The organism is Rhizobium sp. CB3090, from assembly GCF_029714285.1.
Classification (GTDB): Bacteria; Pseudomonadota; Alphaproteobacteria; order Rhizobiales; family Rhizobiaceae; genus Rhizobium.
Genome location: NZ_CP121663.1, coordinates 1,466,469 through 1,485,505 on the forward strand (window position 1 = coordinate 1,466,469; position 19,037 = coordinate 1,485,505).

Here is a 19,037-nt window from a genome sequence, read left to right on the forward strand (position 1 = left end):
TATCCCGCAGCTACTTTACCGCGCCCGCGGTCATGCCGGCGATGATGTGCTTTTCCAGCACGACGCCAACAAAGACCAGCGGAAGGATACCGGCGGTGGAAAGGGCGGCCATCGACCACCAGTTGATGCCCTGACTGCCTGTCTGGCTGGCAATCATCACCGGCAGCGTATTGGTATTGGTGGAGGTCAGCAGTGCTGCGAAGAAGTATTCGTTCCAGCACAGGATCAGCGCCAGGAGGAACGCTGCCACCATGCCGGGCAGGACCAGCGGCACGATGATGCGGCCAAACGCGCCCCAGATCGACAGGCCATCGACGAGTGCTGCCTCCTCGAGCTCGACCGGCACGGTCGCGAACTGGTCGCGCATGATCCAGACGACGATCGGCAAAACCATCAACGTATAGACGGCGATCATGCCCGCATAGGTATCAAGCAGCGCCAGTTCCTTATAGAGAACCAGGAATGGGAGGGCGAGGACCACCGGTGGCATAATGAGCTGCGACAGGAAGAAAAAGGAAATGTCGGAGTTGCGCATATAACCGAACTTGTAGGAAAAACGGCTGAGGCCATAGGCCGCCAGCGATCCGAGCACGACCGCAAGGGCGGATGCCGTGACCGAAATGATGACGCTGTTCCACAGCCTGCGCATAAACTCGTCACGCACCGTCGATATTTGGAAAATCGTGTCAGGGGAAAGCCCGAGCGAGCGCCAGCCGAGCCAGCTCGGGGAAAAATTGAACCAGGGAACGAGATTGCCCTTCATGACATCTGCGGCGGTCTTGAACGAGGTCGAAACCGTCCAGAACAGCGGGAAGATGCAGACGAACGCCCAGATGACGAGCAGGCCGTAGACGGCGAAACGCATGGCCCACCAGCGAATGCGCTGGCCGCGGGCGAATTTGTCGAAATCGATCGAACCCATCAGAGCCTTCCTGTCATGCGCTTCACGATACGGTCGGAAATCTTCATCAGCACCGTCATTCCGAAAACAATGATCACGAGGTAGACGAGCGCGAGTAGGGTGCCGTATCCGACATTCGAACGGTCGCGGTATTCGCGATAAATGAAACTGGTGACGGAATCCGTCGCCCCGCCGGGACCTCCGGCAGTCACCGTGATGATGATATCGGCAAGCTTCAACTTGAAGATTATGCGGATCATCACCGTCGTCACCGAAACCGGCAGCATGAGCGGAAAAATGACTTGCCAGAAGCGTTGCCACTTTGTTGCGCCATCAACTTCGGCCGCCTCCAGCACTTCCCTGGACAAGGCCTGCAATCCGGCGAGCAGCATGATCATCATGAAGGGAATGAAGGTCCAGGCATCCATTATGATGATCGAAAGCCTCGCCGTCAGCGGATCGCCGAAGAAGGAAGGATTTTCCCAGCCGAGCCAGCGGGCAAAACGCGCGACCGGGCCGAAACGGGTCTCCAGCATCGACTTGCCGACCATCCAGCTCACCGCTACCGGCGACAGCATCAACGGCACGAGGAAGGTTACACGCCAGAACTTGCGGGCAACGATTTCCTGATTGAGGAGCAGCGCCAGGCCGAACGCGATCGCATATTCGACCGCAATCGCCAGGCAATAAAGGATCATGTTCAGCAGGGCGTTGACATAGAACGGATCCGAGATCATCCGGCGCACATTATCGAGCCCATTGAAGCGCCGCCCGGTCGATGAGGCAAGGTTCCAGTCAGAAAAGCCGATCCAAAGCGCGAAAAGCAGCGGGAACACGACCATCGACACGACGAAAAGCGCGGCCGGCAAAACAAAAAGCGCCTTCTTGCCTGTCTCGCCGTAAATGACGACGCGCGTGATGCAAAGAACTGCCGCCCAGAGAAAATAGGCATAAAGAACCGGCCGCCAGTTCTCGAATCCCCAACTGACCCAGCCCAATTCGTGGAAAGCCTGCAATACAAACGACGCTATGAACCATATGGCGCTGAGCCACAGAGCCGTGCGGCCCCAGAAACGACGGCTCGCGGAGATGGAGCCGGCTTCGACCGTGTGGAGCAGGTCGCCTTCGACTGTCGACATGATATTCCTCGCCCGGACAGAATGGGCGCTGGCGAAATCGCTTCCGGTTCGCCAGCGCGTTTATTTCAACCGGTCAGAGCCCAAGGCTCGTCCGATAGAGTTTCAACTGACTATCGCGGCCGATCTGGTCGGTGATCTTTTCCCAGGCGGCGGCAATTGCATCCGCGGTTTCCTGGGCCGACTTGTACTGTCCGGCATAGCCCTTTGCCAGTTCGTCCTCGGCAACAGAGTAATATTGGAAGATGCCGGGGATACGTGGTTCGATGGCGGCGTTCGGGTGGTTGTAGCTGTCGGCGTTCGAACCCAGATAGTCCTGGATATAGGCGCGGTCGTAGCCTGCCTTTTCCCATTCGTCATAGTTGAAGTTGGACTGACGGTAGGGCTGGAAGCCGGAGGGATAAGCCGAAGTCCACAGGGACAGATCCTTGCCGCCAAGATGGGCGGCAGCAGACCAGGCCGCCTTGCGCTTCTTTTCGTCGCTGGACACGCGCTTGGTGACATAGATGCCCCAGCCGAGATAGGCCATATTCGGCGCTTCGTTATATTTGTCTTCCCACTTCCCGGTCTTGCGGTTGTAGACGCGGTTCGAGCCGCGGTTGATGCCGAAGCCGACCACATCCCCTACGACTGATGTGTCCGAAGTGCGCGCGCTAGAGCCGACATCGCCCCACCACATCAGCATCGAGCCGGTGCCTGCGAGGAACTGCGAGAAGGCCGTGGTGCCGGGATCCGCATTGATCTGGTCGGCCGGATAGGCCTTGGCCGCGATCAGATCCAGGACATCTTGGATCGCCTGGACCCATCCGGGGTTATTGACCAGTGGCTTCATATTTTCCGGATCGAACAGCCAAGCCGGATCGCCCGGATATTTGGTGTAGGCCGTCGCGCGGTTCTCGATGAAATAGAAGCCGAAACCGCCCCAACCCTTGAGCGGGTCGAGATAGCCGTAAGCCGGCTGGCCGGTGAGCGGGTCTTTCTTGCCGATCAGCGTTTTGGAAACCTCGTTGATTTCCTGCCAGGTCTTCGGCGGCTTGGCCATGCCGCTGATCGAGCCTTCGCCGAAATAATCCTTGCGATAGGCGAAGGTGTGGCAATCGCCGTCGATGGTTACTCGATAGGTCTTGCCATTCCAGGTGCCGACAGGCGGTTTCAGGTAACTCACAAGGTCGTCGGACTCGATCTGCTTTCCAACCCAGCCGGGCATCTCGTCCAGAAGTCCGCGTCCGGCGGTGTCGCCTTCGAAGGGCGCACCCATTTCCAGGATGTCGAAATCGACCGTGCCGGTCGCGATCGATTGCTGAAGGCGGGCGTTGTAGTCGGCCTGGGCAAGGTCGATCCAGTTGATCTTGGCGCCCGTATAGGCTTCCCATGGCTTCAGGAAACCGCGGAACAGGAAGTTGTGGAGGTTCTGGTTGTTGAGCCCCATAAAGGTCAACTCGACACCTGCGAACTCGCCCTGCTTGACATTGGCCTTGGTCGGGCCGAGGCAGAGCTCGCCCACCTTCTGCCAGTCTGCGTCCGTCGGCGATCCCTTGCCTACGCCCGGAATTTGCAGGATCTGGGCGCGCACGTCATCGGCGGCGAAAGCCATGCCGGGAATTCCGCTCAATGCGCTCGACATGCCGAGCAGAGCCGCAGCGCTGGCCGTACCGCGCAAAACATCGCGGCGACTTGCCTGACGGCGCATCAATGCGTCGTATATTTGGACTTTCATGTCATCCTCCTCCACGTTTGTTTGTGCTGCCGCCGGCCCGTCTTGCGGCCCCGGTTTCGCCAGTCCCATTTAACACTGGCCTCGTGCAGAACTATCTGGTAAGCAAGAAAATGAAACGTTTCATATCGTGCTTGAAAACCGCTCCTCCACGGTCTCCACCTGGAGCATGAGACGGCAAATGTAAAAAGTCAATAAGAAATGAAACGTTTCATGGAGGAGATTGCCGGGTGCATTTGAAACGAAGGTGCTGGGCTGTTTTGCGCGGCTGAATGCTCGAAAAATCCGCAGCAAGATATGCATAAACTGCGCGACTATTCCTGCAGAAAAGGGTCGCCGGAAAGCAAGTGGGAGCGAGATGGCTGAGGTCAATATTTCAGGGGCGCGGAAGGCCTACGGTGGCCTGAATGTCCTGCATGGCATAAATATAGAAATTCGCGACGGCGAGTTTGTGGTGCTCGTCGGCCCGTCCGGTTGCGGCAAGTCGACCCTGTTGCGCATGGTCGCAGGGCTTGAAAGCATCACGGGGGGCACCATTTCGATCGGCGGAAAGATCGTCAACAATCTGCCGCCGAAAGATCGCGATATCGCGATGGTCTTCCAGAGCTATGCGCTCTATCCGCACAAGACCGTCGCCGAAAATATGGTCTTTGCGCTGCGCCTGCAGAAGCAACCGGCCGACATCATCAAACAGCGCCTGCAAGCCGCGGCCGAAACACTCGACCTTGTGCCTTATCTGGATCGTTATCCGCGCCAGCTTTCGGGCGGCCAGCGGCAGCGCGTGGCGATGGGCCGAGCTATCGTCAGATCGCCGCAGGTGTTTCTGTTCGACGAACCGCTGTCGAACCTTGATGCCAAGCTGCGCGTACAGATGCGCAAGGAGATCAAGGAGCTGCACCAGCGGCTGAAGACAACGACCATCTATGTCACCCATGACCAGGTCGAAGCCATGACCATGGCCGACAAGATCGTGGTGATGCAGGGCGGTAATGTCGAGCAGATCGGCACGCCTCTGGAACTTTACGACCGCCCCCGCAATACGTTCGTGGCAACCTTCATCGGCTCGCCGTCAATGAATCTTCTGAAAGGTCGGTATAAGGCTGACGGCGCAATCTTCGTCACGGAGACCGGCGACGAGATCGCGCTCGGTTTCACGCCGGAGGCCTCCGACGGACAGTCTGTGCTCCTGGGCGTGCGGCCTGAACACGTGTCACTCACCGAAAGCGGCCTGCAGGCGACCGTCAACGTCACCGAACCCACCGGCCATGAGACGATGGTGTTCCTGCGCTATGGGTCGGGCGAGCTCGTCGCGGTATTTTCGGAACGTCACGATTTTGGGCCAGGACAGGCCGTCGCAATAGCCCCCCGTCCAGGCAAGCTTCATCTTTTTGATGCGGCATCGGGCAAAACGTTGCGGCCCGATTGAGCTCTGGGCTTCCGGATTGGTGGTTTTGCCTCGCCGCGCTACGCCCGACGGGGCAAACCTTCTGAATCTCTCCCTCAGGCAGGTCGCCGAATAGCCCAGAGTTTTTGCAGTCCCTGTAGTGTCTCGTTTTGCCCGCAACAGGCCGTATGCAAGCCCGCGCCAAACGAGGTGATTTAGCACCTAGAAATTCAGCCTTTGGTAGTATAAAATTAGAAAGCGGACAAGTTTTCCCCGACACTTGGGCGCGCTAAGTGAGCCGTTGTTCGGTTCCCGGCTCTGTCTTGCCCCACAAGGCAGAGCCGAACCTTCCACGAGAAGGAAGGCATCATAGCCAACTTCATGTGCTCACGCCGCTAAGACAAGGAATTCATCACTCTTTCACGGCACCGGTCATCGACGAAACATAGTAGTCGACGAAGAACGAGTAGAGGATGACGACGGGTAATGAACCGAATAGGGCGCCCGCCATTAGCGATCCCCATTCGAAGACATCGCCGCGCACCAACTCCGTCAAAACTCCTACCGGAATGGTTTTATTTTCCGACGATTGAATGAAGGTGAGCGCGTAGATGAACTCGTTCCAGGAAAGCGTGAAGGCGAAAATGCCGGCCGATATCAGCCCGGGCACCGCTAGCGGCAGAATGATCTTCATCAGTATCTGCCAGCGGTTGGCGCCATCGACCAGCGCGCTTTCTTCCAGCTCGAAGGGTATCGACCGGAAATAGCCCATCAACAGCCATGTGCAGAATGGGATGAGGAAGGTTGGATAGGTGAAGATGAGGGCTAGCCTGGAATCGTAAATTCCAAGCTTGAAGACAATGAAGGCCAAGGGGATGAAAAGGATCGAAGGCGGAACGAGGTAGGCCAGAAAAATCAGCAATCCGATCGGACGCGAGCCCGTAAAGCGCACGCGCTCGATGGCATAGGCACCAAAAATCGACGCCAGCAGCGACAGCGCCGTCGATCCCACCGCCACTAGTATCGTATTCCACAGCCAACCTGGATAGGAGGTTTCGAAGAACAGGTACTTGATGTGATCGAGCGTCGGCCTCACAACCCAGAAGGGGCTGTAATTATTGTAGTCGGTCAACTGTGCGTTCGGCTTGATGGCCGTTATGGCCATCCAATAGAAGGGAAACAGAAGCACGAAGACGAAGACCGCCATCGGCAGATAGAGCATGACGATACGGCGAGGCAGGCGGTTCAGATAGCCCATGCCCTGGACGTCGTCGGTAAGAACGGGATTGGCAGTCTCGGTTTTGATGGTCATGGCGTTCTCCCGATCTCAGTCCTGTCCGCCCTGCTGCCATTTGCGGCGCTGCAGACCGAAAAAGCTGAACATGATGGCGCCGAGCAGGAACGGGATCATCGCCACCGCGATCGCCGCACCCTCGCCGAGCTGACCGCCGGGGATCCCACGCTGAAAGGAAAGCGTCGCCATCAGATGCGTCGCGTTGACCGGTCCGCCTTTGGTCAGCACATAGATCAACTGGAAATCCGTGAAGGTGAACAGCACGGAAAACGTCATCACCACGGCGATGATCGGCGTCAACATCGGCAGCGTTACATAACGGAAGCGCTGCCAACTTGTGGCACCGTCAAGGGATGCCGTCTCCTGCAGCGAAGCAGGGATCGTCTGCAGGCCGGCAAGGAGCGAAATCGCAACGAAGGGAATGCCGCGCCAGACATTGGCGATGATGACCGAGATCCGCGCGTTGGTCGGATCGCCGAGGAAATTGATCGGCCCATGGATCAGGCCGATCTTCATCAGGGACCATGAGATAATCGAAAATTGGGAATCGTAGATCCACCAGAATGCCAATCCCGAAAGCACCGTCGGAACAACCCAAGGCAGAAGCACGATTGCCCGGAAGAAGGATTTGAATGGCAAATGCTGATTGAGCAGCAGCGCCAACCAAAGGCCGAGCACGAATTTCAGGACTGAAGCAACGAAGGTGTAGAGCAACGTATTGAAGACGGACAGCCAGAAGACGGAGTCATTGGCCAGGAACTGATAATTCTCCAATCCGATAAAGCTGCCGGCGCGCCCGATCCGCGTGTCCGTGAAGCCGAGCCAGACCCCAAGTCCCAGCGGGTAGGTGAGAAAACAAACCAGAAAGATGGCTGCCGGCAACATGAAGAGGAAGCCGAGCATATTGTTGTTCTGCATGAGCGATCTGATCGGGCTGCGCGTCGTATCGCCGGATGTCACGGTCGACATGGCATTATCTCCTGATGGACAGTCGCAGCATGCCGGCCCCGGCATGCTGCAGATCTTCGCGGGATCAAACCTTGTAGTAGCGGTTTGCCCGGCGCTCAGCTTCTTTCATCGCATCCTCCGGCGTCATCTGCCCCGTCACGGCGGCGGCGAACATGTCGACGAGCACGTAGTCGGCCATGACGCCTGCCGAAGCATAGCCCAGGGGACCGGCATATCCGTTGGGGCGAAGCGTTTCCGAGGCACGGGCATAGGGTGCGTGGACCGGATCGGCGGTCCAAACGGGGTTATTGGCAAAGGCCTTCAAGGGTTGGCAGCAATAGGCGCTCGATCCTTCGATCCAGGCGTTCATCTGGTCGCCTTCCATCATGAACTTGATGTAAGCCTTGGCGGCTTCCGGATATTTGGTATGGCTGAAAAGAACCAGCGAGCTCGTCTGGTGCAGCTCGACACTCTTGCCGACCGGGCCGATCGGGAAGTTTGTGGTTCTGATATCGGCCGCGATTTCGGCAAGCTTCGGATCTTTCTTCGCCGAATAGTAGACCGATACGCCATTTGCGATCAGCGATACTTGTCCGGCAAGGAAGGCCCGGTTGTTGTTGATGTCTTGCCAGCTTTCGGTGCCCGGAATGAAGGTCGCATAAAGATCCATGGCATAGCGGATGGCCGCGAGCGTTTCGGGGCTGTTGATCGTCACCTTGCTGTTTTCATCCACCATCTTGCCGCCATGGCTCCAAAGCAGCCAATGGGCATAATTGTTGCCGTCACCGACGGCCTTGCCATGCGGAAAGCCAGCGGGCGTGCCCTTGGCTTTCATGGCCTTGCAAAGCTCAAGGAATCCCGCCGTATCCTTGGGGAATTCGTTGAAACCGGCGGCCTTTACATGGCTGTCCCGATAAACGACGGCATTGCCGATCGCCGTCAGCGGCATGGCGATGAATTTGTCGCCCCGGGTTGCATAACCGCGCAGGCCGTCATACCAGCCGCCATATTTGTTGCCGAGATAGGTGGCGAGCTCCGTCAGGTCGACGAGTTTGTCAGGATACTGGTGAGCATCGTCGAACCAGCACATCACCATGTCCGGACCGGAACCGACATTGGCGGCGACGGCAGCCTTCGGTCGGATATCTTCCCAGCTTTCCTTGTCGATGCGAACTTCGACGCCCGTCGCCTCCGTGAACTTTTTGGTATTGGCAAGCCAGGCATCCTCGTCTCCCTTGACGAAGGGCGTCCAACGAAGAAGCCGGAGGCTTGCGCCCTTTTCGGGCGTGTAGCTGGGTTCGGTTTGGGCGAAAGATGGGCGTATACCGAGTGGCGAGAGGCCGGCGATACCGGCCGCTGCCGCGGATGCGGCAAGAAAGTCACGTCTCTTGAATGTCATGATACTCCTCCTTTTTAAAACGGGAGCGAATCCCCGGCGCCCACCTTCCCGTCCGGGTGAACGCCGACCATCGCATCCGACCTGCCGGATGCTTCTGCCGCAATGGTTGAACGGGAAGACTCCTCTTCTTCCCGCTCTCCTGAAGCGGCTTCAGACAGTCAATCTCTGACCGCTTTCGGCGTCGAAGAGATGGACATGCGGCACATCGATGGAAATGCGCAGCGTATCGCCGGGTTGGGCATCGATCCGTTCCCGGAAGACGCAGTTGACATCGCTGCCGCCAAACCGAACCGTCATTTGCGTTTCATAGCCGGTCGGCTCGATCACGATGATTTCTGCCGGCAGGCCGTTGTCGTCGGGCGTGATATATTCCGGACGCAGCCCATAGATGAGGTCGCGACCCGTCGCGCCGGCCGGCGGATTTGCGATCGGCAGCACGGTTCCGTCCGACGCGATGAAACGGCCATCACTCTCCACATCGAGGCGGCCCTTGATCATGTTCATCGCCGGCGAACCGATGAAGCCTGCGACGAAAAGATTGGCCGGCTTGTCGTAAAGATCCAGCGGCCTTCCCACTTGCTCCACGACGCCGTCATGCATGACGACGATCTTGTCGGCCATCGTCATCGCCTCGATCTGATCATGCGTGACGTAGACGGTCGTGGTGCCAAGACGCTGATGAAGTCCCTTGATCTCCGCACGCATGGCAACCCGGAGCTTTGCATCGAGATTGGAAAGCGGTTCGTCGAAGAGGAAGACCTGTGGATCGCGCACGATCGCCCGGCCCATGGCGACACGCTGTCGCTGACCACCGGAAAGCTGGCGGGGATAGCGGTCGAGCAATTTGGTGAGACCGAGAATATCCGCGGCCTTTTTGACACGCTGATCCATGTCCGCTTTCGGCGAGCGTTTGAGCATCAGCGAGAAAGCCATGTTCTGTGCCACCGACATATGCGGATAAAGCGCATAATTCTGAAACACCATCGCTATGTCGCGGTCGCCGGGCGCCACGCCATTGACGACGCGATTGCCGATACGGATCTCGCCGGCGGAAATGTTCTCGAGCCCGGCAAGCATTCTGAGAAGTGTGGACTTTCCACATCCGGACGGCCCGACCAAGATCACAAACTCCCCGTCCGCAATCTCGATGTTCACGCCCTTGATGACCGGAAACGCTCCGAATGATTTCCTGACATCGACAAACTCGACACCTGCCATAAAAGCTCCTCCCAGAACTTTGTCCTCATTTTTGACCTCGATCTGCCGGTGACCCCATCCTCCAGGGATATCACAGCCAGAACGTCACCAATTCGCTTTCGGCATCCTATCCCCTGCCGACGAGCGGCATCTTTGTCGCCATCACCGTCATGGTCAGGACGTTTGCCTCCAACGGAAGGCTTGCCATGTAGACGACGGCACGAGCGACATGCTCGGCGGAAATCGTCGGTTCGCTGGCGATTTCTCCATTTGCCTGCAGCACACCGGAACCCATCCTTGCAGTCATTTCCGTTGCGGCATTGCCGATATCGATCTGGCCGCACGCGATATCGAATGGCCGCCCGTCGAGTGCGGTTGATTTGGTAAGACCCGTGATCGCATGCTTGGTCGCAGTATAAGGGGCGGAATTCGGTCTCGGCGTCGTCGCCGAAATCGATCCATTGTTGATGATGCGGCCGCCGCGGGGCTCCTGTGACTTCATTAGCCTGAACGCCTGCTGCGTGCAAAGAAAAGCACCGGTGAGGTTGGCCGCGACCACGCTGCTCCACTGATCGAAAGTGATGTCTTCGAGCGGGATCGCTGGAGCGCCGCTGCCGGCATTGTTGACGAGGAGATCGAGCCGGCCGAATTCTGCCTTGATCTTGCCGAAGAGGTCAGCCACCTGCTCTGCAGCGCCGATATCGCAGGCGATTGCCCGCATCGTACCGCCGGTCTCGGCGGCAAGTTCGCTCGCGGCTTTTTCCAGCACATCGCTGCGGCGGCCGGTAATGACAACGGCATAACCCTCCTCGCACAGCGCCTTGGCGACGCAGCGGCCGATGCCCGTACCGCCGCCGGTGACGAGCGCGATTCGGGTTCCCGATGCAGTTTCGGATTGCCCCATCTCAGATTTTTCCTCCCTCACATGCATGTCAGGCAGATCTCCTGACGCTGTTCAGCTCAAACCGGATTGCCTACGGTCAGCAGAGCCTTGGTCGTTTCGTAAATACGTGTCAGATGATGCTGGAACGCCGCAACGACGGCATCTCGATCATGCCGCGCGAGCGCTTCGATGATCGATACATGATCACTGTAACTGGCTTCGATGGCGCCCGGCTGGGACATGGCGTTGCGCCGGTGATTCATCATGTAGGTGTATAGATCGGTGACAAAATCGGCGAGGAGCAGGTTCCCGCAGGCGCGATATATCGCAATGTGGAACTCACGGTCACAAATCAGGAAACGCATCGCGTCGCCACTGCTGAGACGCTGCGCTTCCAATAGGGCTTGCAGTTTCGCTAACGTCGGATCGTCGATCCGTTCGGCGGCGTCGCCGACAACCTTGAGCTCAATGTGGAGACGTGCCGCGTGGACCGATTCCAGATCGTAGCTGTCGATCGCATTGGGAGAAGCGATCGTAACTGTGATGTGGCTGAGATCGACTTTGCCGACACGACTGCGGCTGCCGTGCGAAACCTCGATGATACCCTGTGCGGCCAAGGTCTGGATGGCACCGCGCACCGTTTCGCGGCTGACATGGAGAACATTGGCCAGCTCGCGTTCGCCTGGCAGCTCGTCGCCTGGCCGCAGCATATTCGTGGCGATCAAGACCATCAGCTTTTCGGCGATGACGCCACGAGCCGTTCGGCGGGCGAGGCTCCGCGCGATATTCGGTACCTCGGTCAAGAGTGGATTGACGCCCATCAAGCCTCCGGTCCACTGGTTGGTCCAGCAGATCAGTTTATTAAAGATAGCTGAGGAAATCAGTCAAGACATTTCACGTTCAAGCGGCAGTTTGCGTCCCGCTCCCCTCGGTGGGACTGCGGAACGTGGTCTCTGGCATCGTTCCGCCGATGCAAAGTTTCAGTTGACCGTTTTCGATGGCGAGGCGACACTTGTAACCCGCAGCAAGGCAGGAGGAAAAAGATGGACGAGCCAGACCGCTGGCGCCACATGGCAAGCGCACCGAAAGATGGTAGCCGGATCCTCGTCACGATCCGCCAGTCCGAACAGGGGCAGGCAGAAGTTGACCTCGCCTATTGGTCGAACGGCGATCATTTCGGTGCAGAAGGATGGCGGGCCTCAGATTCCTCGCCCGGCCGCATTATCGAATACGCCGAACCGGAATTGAAGTGCTGGATGCCGATGCCCTCGGCCAATCTCAATCGCACCTCGATGCCCTCACCCTGGGAGGGTGACGACGCCGAGCAACTCGACGGATCTGGGATTTAAGAACTCCCGCCGCCATGGTGCGAAGATTCGACGTTCGGTGGTTGGAAAAATCCAGTTGCGATGACGCGCGCTTGCAGCTGAGGACGCCTAATTCGCCAGACAATAAGAAGCGACTCGTGGGGCTAAAGCTTTCCTTCTCCGAATCGGCCTCGCCTAGCATGGCAAGAAGCATGTTCACGGCGCATCCGCCGATCTCACTGACATTTTGTGCGACCGCCGTTATCGGCGGACAAGCGTATCGCGACAATGGATGATCGTCGTGACCGGCTATTCTGATGTCCGCGTTGCCCCGTGGCCGACCTTCAGCCCCAATTTGGGGGCGCCGCGATTGCACCGAATGCAATACGGTCGTTGGTGCAGAGGATAGCCTTGGCGACATGACCGCCTACGCCGAGTAACCAGACCTGATATTATGGAGAACACACATGGCTAAGCCTGCGGGAAGACTAGCCCCTGAAACTCTGGGGCCGACGATCACCGTCGGGGAAATCCTCGTGGAAGTCATGGCGACCACGACAGGCTTTGGTTTTAAAGAAGCGCAAAGCCTGTATGGCCCCTTTCCGAGTGGAGCGCCTGCGATCTTCATCGACCAAGTCGCCCGCCTGGGCGGCGCGGCGGGAATCATCGCAAGCGTAGGCAATGACGATTTCGGAGCCTTGAACGTCGAGCGGCTTCAAAACGACGGGGTAGATACTTCCGCAATTTCCATATCAACGGATCGTCCGACAGGCAGCGCCTTCGTCCGCTATCGAGACGACGGATCGCGAGACTTCATCTTCAACATCATGCATTCGGCCGCCGGCTCGATCGAACTGAGCCCTCAGGCAAAAGCGCTTATCGCGCGAGCCGGTCATGTTCACGTCATGGGATCGGCTTTTGCAATACCCGGAGCGGAGGTTGCTATCCGAACCGCTATCGAAGCGGTGCATGAACGAGGCGGATCGGTCTCATTCGATCCGAATGTCAGGAAGGAACTTCTCGGAAGCGGCAACCTTCGGCAACAGTTCGAATACATGCTTCGGAATGCCGATCTGCTTCTACCATCCGGAGAGGAACTTTTTGTTGCTGCCGGTATTGAGGGCGAAGCCGCCGCGGTAACGCACCTGCATGGTCTCGGCATCGACGAGATTGTCCTCAAGCGTGGCAAAGACGGCGCGACCTACTTCGGCGCCGCAGGCGCACGATATGATTTTCATGGTTTTGTCGTCGAGGAAGTTGACCCTACCGGGGCGGGTGACGCCTTCGGAGCAACCTATCTCACATCGCGGCGCCAGGGACTTGGGCCAGAGGCCTCGCTTGAGCGGGCAGCGGCGGCTGGAGCCCGCAATGTAACCCTCCAAGGACCAATGACAGGTCTCCCGAACATTATCGAACTCGACGCATTCATAGCGTCTACTCCGCGGAGAACAAAATGAGCGCTTTTCTTCGAAACCTCGCCGATGCTCGACGCGCAGGGCAGCCGGCTGGAATAACCTCTGTGTGTTCGGCTCACCCGTGGGTACTCGATGCAACCATGTCTTTGGCCCGCAAGAACCCGGGGCCGGTGCTCATCGAGGCCACCTGCAATCAAGTCAACCAATATGGGGGATACACCGGCAAAACTCCCGCTGACTTCGCAAAAGAAGTGCTTGAACTCGCAAGAGCCAGAGGCGTTCCGACATCGGACGTCATCCTCGGTGGCGACCATCTCGGTCCGAACCCGTGGCGCAACGAGACTTCTGCAGCCGCGATGGCGAAGGCCGAGGAAATGGTCGCAGCCTACTTGAAGGCTGGCTTTACAAAAATACACCTCGACGCCTCTATGCCATGTGGCGACGATCCTAAGGTCCTCGGTGACGCCATAGTAGCGGAGAGAGCAGCAAAACTTGCCGCCGTAGCCGAGCGTGCTGCGAAGGTGGTCGGAACACGGCCGCTCTACGTTCTCGGAACTGAAGTCCCCGTGCCGGGCGGTGCGAACCACGCCCTAGACATAGTGGAACCGACAACGGCTTCGGATGCGCAAGCAACGATAGACACCCACCGCGAGATTTTCACTCGAAATGGCCTTTCTGAGGCATTCGATCGTTGCATCGCATTTGTCGTCCAGCCTGGAGTCGAATTCGGCAATGAAAACGTCGTGCCCTACAAGCCCGAACTTGCGCGCGAGCTCACCAAGGTTCTCGACAAGGAAGACAGTCTAAATTTCGAGGCCCACTCGACGGACTATCAAACCGAAGCGTCGTTGGCCGCTTTGGTTCGGGACGGCTTTCCGATTCTGAAGGTCGGACCGGGCCTTACGTTCGCGCTGCGTGAGGGCCTATTTGCCCTCGATCTGATCGCCACGGAATTGAACCGCGGATACTCAAGACGTCTCGCCTCCACGATGGAGCGGCTCATGCTGGCGAACAAGAGCGATTGGCAGGGTCACTACCATGGCAGCAACACCGAAATCGCTTTGCAACTGCTTTATAGCTACAGTGACCGCATCCGATACTACTGGGGTCTACCTGCTGCCATGAACGCAGTCCGAGAATTGGAAGCCACCTTGCAAGGTCGCTCCATCCCGGAGACGCTGGCAAGTCAGTTTCTTGGACGCATTGCCGATAAGATTCGTCCAGGCGATGACGTTCCGACCATTGTAAAGCTCTATGTCTCCGATGTTCTCGAGACGTACGGCCGTGCGTGTCGCTCGGCAACTTAATTTCGCCCGGCAGCGTCTTCTCCCCTGGCTGAATGTCGCTGGATGTCTCGATGGTAGGCATCAGCAGGGGAGCGGATGCGCGGCGGGCTGAGTTGAGCCGCTCATGATCTGAGCCCTGACGCCTGCGAGCACCGCGATGGCCTTGCTTCTTCGCATATAGCCGATCCGCTTGCCGTCCGAACCGTTCACCGCAACAACCTCCGGACCATCGAGAAGTGAGGCAGCGACCGTCTCGACCGTGTCGCTGCCTGCTACGCATGGAGGCGTGCCCTCTGGCTCAAGACCTGGCTCGATAAGACTTGATACGCGGACGACTTTCGCCAAGGGAACCTTGCTCACAAACCGACGCACATAATCATTGGCTGGATTGAGGATCAGTTCCTCGGGCGTTCCGATCTGGACCATCGAGCCATTCTGCATGATCGCTATCCGATCTGCAATTTTGACCGCCTCATCCAGATCGTGGGTGATGAAGACGGTCGTCTTGTGAAATCCACGTTGCAGCCTCAGCAGTTCGTCCTGCAGATCGGTGCGGATCAGGGGATCCAATGCCGAGAATGGTTCGTCGAGGAACCAGACCGGAGGATCAGTGGCCAGAGAGCGCGCAATCCCCACGCGCTGTTGTTGTCCGCCCGACATCTCTCGAGGGAAACGCTTCTCGAGTCCCTGAAGTCCGACGGTCGCGATCAGTTCCTCAGCGCGTTTCCTGGCGTCGGCCTGGCTGACCTTCTGAATTTCCAGCGGGAACATGATGTTTTCCAGCACCGAACGATTGGGAAGCAATGCGAAATGCTGGAACACCATTCCCATTTTCTTGCGGCGGATTTCGATCAGTGTCCGCTCGCTGGCAGTGGTGAAATCCAGACCGTCGACGGCGATCGTGCCACGACTGGGCTCGATCAGTCGCGTGAGGCACCGCACCAAAGTGGATTTCCCCGAGCCGGACAGCCCCATCACCACGAAGGTCTCGCCACGCTTGACATCGAAGGTGACATTTTTGACTGCCGCGAAGAGGCCCCTCGCCTTCAGTCCCTCGGAATCGCTCAGATCGAGGGTGTCGATCGATTGCATCGACCTCGCGCCGAAGACCTTGGTCAGGTTGCTGCACGACAGCATCGATTGGTTCGTCATCATAGTTCCCGTGTTCATTTCAAGGAATCTCTTGCTAGGCCGACTGCTTGCTGGATGCCGTTTTGAGCAGCGCATCGGAAATAAGCGCCAAAGCGGCGACGCAAATGCCGACCGCGATGCCCTTGCCAACCTCCGATCGGGTCAGGCTCATGAACACTTCCTGACCGAGATCTTTCGTGCCCACCATCGCCGCGATAATCAGCATCGAAAGCGCCATCATCACCGTCTGGTTCAGGCCGAGCAGTAGCGTCGGAAATGCACTTGGAACCTCGATGTGACGGAAGAGCTGCCAGCTATTGCAGCCCGACATCTTTCCGGCCTCGATACGTTGACTTGGGACCTGATGCAGGCCTTCCATGACGTAGCGGATCGCTGGAGCGATCGAATAGGACACGATGGCGAAGATCGCGGACACATCGCCGTTGCGGAACAACATGACGGCCGGAAGCAGATAGATGAGTGTGGGAAGCGTCTGTAGTGTGTCCAGAACGAACAGCGTGCCGTGCCTCGCCCAGTCGTTGCGGGCGACGAAGACGCCGATCGGCACGCCGGCGAGGATCGCAATGGCAACGGACATCGAGACCAGGTAGAACGACAAAACAGCTTGCGTCCAAAAGCCCGTGCTGCCGATCAACACGAGGAGGGCGGCGACCAGCAGGCCCAATCGAGGCCCGCCGATCAAAGCCGATCCGAGGACCGAGAAGACGACGATCCCCAGAAACGAACGGCCCAACAGGAAGTCGCGGTATGGATAGAACACATCGAGGATCAGGAACGTCCTGATACCGTCGAGGGCATCGAACAGATGGACGTTGATCCAGCTCACCATGTCGTTCCAAATGGAGGCCGATGTGAAGACTAGCTGCTTCGGCCATGTCGCGAGGGCCGGAAGCAAGTACGAGGCGAGCGTGGTGACGATGAGCGCGGCGCCGATGAGCAACCAATCCTTCCTGTTGAAGGGCGGCTGACTGCCGGATTGCCTGTTCGACGTCGCCTGCGTGATCCGATCGAGCAGAATGCCAAGCAGGACGATCCCCATTCCGGCTTCAAGGCCCGCACCTATGTCCAACCGCCGCAACGCTTGCAGAACGAGATAACCCAGCCCTCCGACGCCGATCATTGACGTCAGAATTGCCATGTTGAAGGACATCATGACGACCTGGTTCAAGCCGATGCCGAGCTTAGGCAAGGCGGCCGGGATTTGAACGCGCCAGAGGTTCTGCTGTTTGGTGCAACCTGCCATCGAAGCATATTCCACGATCTCAGGTTCGACGCTCTGCAGCGCCAGAACCGTCGCATGGACCATGGGCGGCAGCGCATAAACGAAAGTCGCGAACACAGCGGCGCTCGGTCCGTAACCAAGGAACATCAAGGTCGGAAGCAGATACGAGAAAATCGGAACCGTCTGCGTCAGGTTCATGACCGCGCGGACGACCGTGTAGACGCCAGCATGGCGAGCGCTCGCAACGCCGATGAACAGGCCTGCGACGGTGGCGAGCACGATGCTGCCCATCACACTTGCGAGCGTGGTCATCGTCGCCTGGTACAGGCCGAGGAACAGGATGTAGAGGACGGTGACCAACGCAAGCAGGAGCAGTTGGATGCCGCCGACGCGCCGCGCGACCCAAATGACGGCGACAGAAACCCCGAGCCATGACATAGGCGGAGCGATCTGAACCTTATTGAAACCATAGCCTTTTTGAATGCCGTCGACGAAGACAGTGGTCAGGGCTTTGATCGGGATGTCGAGCACCACGGCGCAAGCGCGTGTTATCTGCTGAATCGTGACACCGAAAATGTGGACGCCGTTCGCAATGAAGTTGAGCAACTGATCGAACCAGGCGGCGATCGGAAGCAGCAAGCCGGATGGGACACCCCCATACTCGGCAGGCAGGACGAATTCGAAGATCGCGGTGCCGATCAAGATGGCCAGGAATATATGGGTTTTCGTCCCGACGAAGGTCGGATCGGATGTTGTGTCAGCTCTCACGGATAGCTCCAAGACGTTCGGATGCGAAAACGGAGCACCCCGATCGAGGCGCTCCGCTCTTGGAGTTCACTGTGCGCAGGCTGCCCACTTGCGCCACGTCGGCTCGTTGGCTTTCAGCCACTCCGTTGAAACGTCCTCGATGGAGCGACCGTTCACATCGACTTCCTGCACCAACTTGCTGATCGTGTCGTTGTCCATGGTGAAGTTCCTGACGATCTGATAAGCGCAGGGCCACTTCTTCTCGCCTTCGGCCCAGCCCATCTTCTTGATCCAGCCTTCGGGCTTACCGCAGTCATAGGTCGCCGACTTGTTCACACCCCAGGCCGCGTCCGTGGTGCACGCTGCTTCATATTTGGGGAAATTGACGAACTCGCCCTTGAAGACGGCGGGAACCCAATGCGGCACGTAGACCCAAAGCATGATCGGAGCCTTGCGCTCATAGGCCGACTTCAGCTCCGCGAACAGTGCTGCTTCGGTTCCGGCGTGGACGACTTCGAACGGCAGACCGAGAGCCGCTACACGCTCTTCATCATGCCCGCCCCAGGCGACTGGACCGGAGAGATATCGGCCCTTCGGCGCGGTGTCAGCCGTGGAGAACGCCTCGGCGCACTTTTTCAATGCGGTCCAATCAGGAAGACCCGGGCAGCGTTCCTTCATATATTCCGGGTACCACCATTCCTCCTTCGCATGCATTCCGGTTTCGCCGAGGTCGACGACCTTACCGGTCGCCACCGACTTCTCGAACGCGGTCTGCTGCGTGGTCTGCCAAGTCTCGACGGCGATCGTCAGGTCGCCAGATTCGAAGCCGGGGTAGCGCGCAGAGTCATCTGCAACCACCTTTTGGACGTTGTATCCGTAGGAGCCGAGAATCTGGGCGACGATGTCGGTGTTGATCGCCATCGAGGTCCAGTCTGCGACCATGATCTTGATCGGTTCGTCCGACTCCGGCGAGAAGGCCATGGCCGGAGCAAGTCCGATGTTCAGGCCAGCCAGGAGACCCAGCATTTTCAGTGTCGTTTTCATTGTTCACC

General features: G+C 58.2%; 17 protein-coding genes. 4 read left to right on the forward strand and 13 right to left on the reverse strand.

Annotated features, from left to right (window positions below):
- Window positions 1–10 precede the first annotated feature (10 nt).
- The 3 genes from QA646_RS25545 to QA646_RS25555 form a co-directional block, all read right to left on the reverse strand.
- On the reverse strand, window positions 11–922 hold the full coding sequence (locus QA646_RS25545) for a carbohydrate ABC transporter permease (RefSeq protein ID WP_283059523.1): 912 nt from the start codon (window positions 920–922) through the stop codon (window positions 11–13).
- Window positions 922–2,040, reverse strand: a complete 1,119-nt coding sequence (locus QA646_RS25550; protein WP_283059524.1) for a sugar ABC transporter permease — start codon at window positions 2,038–2,040, stop codon at window positions 922–924. Before QA646_RS25550 ends, QA646_RS25545 begins: the two co-directional genes overlap by 1 nt.
- Window positions 2,041–2,113: 73 nt before the next feature.
- Complete coding sequence (locus QA646_RS25555) at window positions 2,114–3,754, reverse strand: extracellular solute-binding protein (protein ID WP_283059525.1); 1,641 nt, start codon at window positions 3,752–3,754, stop codon at window positions 2,114–2,116.
- Window positions 3,755–4,109: 355 nt separating this feature from the next.
- Between QA646_RS25555 and ugpC (QA646_RS25560) the strand changes: the two genes are divergently transcribed.
- Window positions 4,110–5,177, forward strand: a complete 1,068-nt coding sequence (gene ugpC / locus QA646_RS25560; RefSeq protein WP_283059526.1) for a sn-glycerol-3-phosphate ABC transporter ATP-binding protein UgpC — start codon at window positions 4,110–4,112, stop codon at window positions 5,175–5,177.
- Between the two features lie 370 nt (window positions 5,178–5,547).
- On the opposite strand, the gene QA646_RS25565 is transcribed toward ugpC (QA646_RS25560), so the two are convergent.
- The 6 genes from QA646_RS25565 to QA646_RS25590 form a co-directional block, all read right to left on the reverse strand.
- The gene (locus QA646_RS25565; RefSeq protein WP_283059527.1) at window positions 5,548–6,447 is read right to left on the reverse strand and encodes a carbohydrate ABC transporter permease; all 900 of its coding nucleotides are present in this window, start codon (window positions 6,445–6,447) and stop codon (window positions 5,548–5,550) included.
- Window positions 6,448–6,462: 15 nt separating this feature from the next.
- Window positions 6,463–7,398, reverse strand: coding sequence for a sugar ABC transporter permease (locus tag QA646_RS25570; protein ID WP_283059528.1), 936 nt, complete (start codon window positions 7,396–7,398; stop codon window positions 6,463–6,465).
- Window positions 7,399–7,462: 64 nt separating this feature from the next.
- Window positions 7,463–8,776: an ABC transporter substrate-binding protein gene (locus QA646_RS25575; protein ID WP_283059529.1), complete on the reverse strand. Its 1,314-nt coding sequence runs from the start codon at window positions 8,774–8,776 to the stop codon at window positions 7,463–7,465.
- A 150-nt stretch (window positions 8,777–8,926) separates the two neighbouring features.
- Window positions 8,927–9,994, reverse strand: coding sequence for a sn-glycerol-3-phosphate ABC transporter ATP-binding protein UgpC (ugpC, locus tag QA646_RS25580; RefSeq protein WP_283059530.1), 1,068 nt, complete (start codon window positions 9,992–9,994; stop codon window positions 8,927–8,929).
- Between the two features lie 106 nt (window positions 9,995–10,100).
- Window positions 10,101–10,877 carry an SDR family oxidoreductase gene (locus QA646_RS25585; RefSeq protein ID WP_283059531.1) on the reverse strand — a complete coding sequence of 259 codons (777 nt, stop codon included), beginning with the start codon at window positions 10,875–10,877 and terminating at the stop codon, window positions 10,101–10,103.
- 56 nt (window positions 10,878–10,933) lie between these two features.
- Window positions 10,934–11,677: a FadR/GntR family transcriptional regulator gene (locus QA646_RS25590; protein WP_283059532.1), complete on the reverse strand. Its 744-nt coding sequence runs from the start codon at window positions 11,675–11,677 to the stop codon at window positions 10,934–10,936.
- 222 nt (window positions 11,678–11,899) lie between these two features.
- Between QA646_RS25590 and QA646_RS25595 the strand changes: the two genes are divergently transcribed.
- The gene (locus QA646_RS25595; protein ID WP_283059533.1) at window positions 11,900–12,205 is read left to right on the forward strand and encodes a hypothetical protein; all 306 of its coding nucleotides are present in this window, start codon (window positions 11,900–11,902) and stop codon (window positions 12,203–12,205) included.
- On the opposite strand, the gene QA646_RS25600 is transcribed toward QA646_RS25595, so the two are convergent.
- Window positions 12,135–12,584 carry a substrate-binding domain-containing protein gene (locus QA646_RS25600; protein ID WP_283059534.1) on the reverse strand — a complete coding sequence of 150 codons (450 nt, stop codon included), beginning with the start codon at window positions 12,582–12,584 and terminating at the stop codon, window positions 12,135–12,137. The genes QA646_RS25595 and QA646_RS25600 overlap by 71 nt on opposite strands.
- A gap of 46 nt (window positions 12,585–12,630) precedes the next feature.
- On the opposite strand from QA646_RS25600, the gene QA646_RS25605 reads away from it, so the two are divergent.
- Window positions 12,631–13,620 (forward strand): sugar kinase, encoded by a 990-nt coding sequence (locus tag QA646_RS25605; protein WP_283059535.1) that lies wholly within the window; start codon window positions 12,631–12,633, stop codon window positions 13,618–13,620.
- Window positions 13,617–14,885: a class II D-tagatose-bisphosphate aldolase, non-catalytic subunit gene (locus QA646_RS25610; protein WP_283059536.1), complete on the forward strand. Its 1,269-nt coding sequence runs from the start codon at window positions 13,617–13,619 to the stop codon at window positions 14,883–14,885. The genes QA646_RS25605 and QA646_RS25610 overlap by 4 nt, the downstream gene beginning before the upstream one ends.
- A 60-nt stretch (window positions 14,886–14,945) precedes the next feature.
- On the opposite strand, the gene QA646_RS25615 is transcribed toward QA646_RS25610, so the two are convergent.
- The 3 genes from QA646_RS25615 to QA646_RS25625 all read right to left on the reverse strand — a co-directional run bounded on the left by QA646_RS25615 (window position 14,946) and on the right by QA646_RS25625 (window position 19,029).
- Window positions 14,946–16,145: a glycine betaine/L-proline ABC transporter ATP-binding protein gene (locus tag QA646_RS25615; RefSeq protein WP_283059537.1), complete on the reverse strand. Its 1,200-nt coding sequence runs from the start codon at window positions 16,143–16,145 to the stop codon at window positions 14,946–14,948.
- Entirely contained in the window at window positions 16,051–18,006 is a 1,956-nt protein-coding gene (locus tag QA646_RS25620; RefSeq protein WP_283059538.1) for an ABC transporter permease subunit, read from the reverse strand. Before QA646_RS25620 ends, QA646_RS25615 begins: the two co-directional genes overlap by 95 nt.
- 66 nt (window positions 18,007–18,072) lie before the next feature.
- Window positions 18,073–19,029: an ABC transporter substrate-binding protein gene (locus QA646_RS25625; protein WP_283059539.1), complete on the reverse strand. Its 957-nt coding sequence runs from the start codon at window positions 19,027–19,029 to the stop codon at window positions 18,073–18,075.
- Between the last annotated feature and the right edge of the window lie 8 nt (window positions 19,030–19,037).

Excerpts from the sequence above, each read along its gene's own strand:
- QA646_RS25550 (WP_283059524.1), bottom strand. The coding sequence starts at position 2,040 with ATGTCGACAGTCGAAGGCGACCTGCTCCACACGGTCGAAGCCGGCTCC.
- QA646_RS25605 (WP_283059535.1), top strand. The coding sequence starts at position 12,631 with ATGGCTAAGCCTGCGGGAAGACTAGCCCCTGAAACTCTGGGGCCGACG.
- ugpC (WP_283059526.1), top strand. The coding sequence starts at position 4,110 with ATGGCTGAGGTCAATATTTCAGGGGCGCGGAAGGCCTACGGTGGCCTG.
- QA646_RS25610 (WP_283059536.1), top strand. The coding sequence starts at position 13,617 with ATGAGCGCTTTTCTTCGAAACCTCGCCGATGCTCGACGCGCAGGGCAG.
- QA646_RS25625 (WP_283059539.1), bottom strand. The coding sequence starts at position 19,029 with ATGAAAACGACACTGAAAATGCTGGGTCTCCTGGCTGGCCTGAACATC.
- QA646_RS25585 (WP_283059531.1), bottom strand. The coding sequence starts at position 10,877 with ATGGGGCAATCCGAAACTGCATCGGGAACCCGAATCGCGCTCGTCACC.
- QA646_RS25565 (WP_283059527.1), bottom strand. The coding sequence starts at position 6,447 with ATGACCATCAAAACCGAGACTGCCAATCCCGTTCTTACCGACGACGTC.
- QA646_RS25570 (WP_283059528.1), bottom strand. The coding sequence starts at position 7,398 with ATGTCGACCGTGACATCCGGCGATACGACGCGCAGCCCGATCAGATCG.
- QA646_RS25590 (WP_283059532.1), bottom strand. The coding sequence starts at position 11,677 with ATGGGCGTCAATCCACTCTTGACCGAGGTACCGAATATCGCGCGGAGC.
- QA646_RS25555 (WP_283059525.1), bottom strand. The coding sequence starts at position 3,754 with ATGAAAGTCCAAATATACGACGCATTGATGCGCCGTCAGGCAAGTCGC.
- ugpC (WP_283059530.1), bottom strand. The coding sequence starts at position 9,994 with ATGGCAGGTGTCGAGTTTGTCGATGTCAGGAAATCATTCGGAGCGTTT.
- QA646_RS25600 (WP_283059534.1), bottom strand. The coding sequence starts at position 12,584 with ATGTCGCCAAGGCTATCCTCTGCACCAACGACCGTATTGCATTCGGTG.
- QA646_RS25575 (WP_283059529.1), bottom strand. The coding sequence starts at position 8,776 with ATGACATTCAAGAGACGTGACTTTCTTGCCGCATCCGCGGCAGCGGCC.
- QA646_RS25545 (WP_283059523.1), bottom strand. The coding sequence starts at position 922 with ATGGGTTCGATCGATTTCGACAAATTCGCCCGCGGCCAGCGCATTCGC.
- QA646_RS25595 (WP_283059533.1), top strand. The coding sequence starts at position 11,900 with ATGGACGAGCCAGACCGCTGGCGCCACATGGCAAGCGCACCGAAAGAT.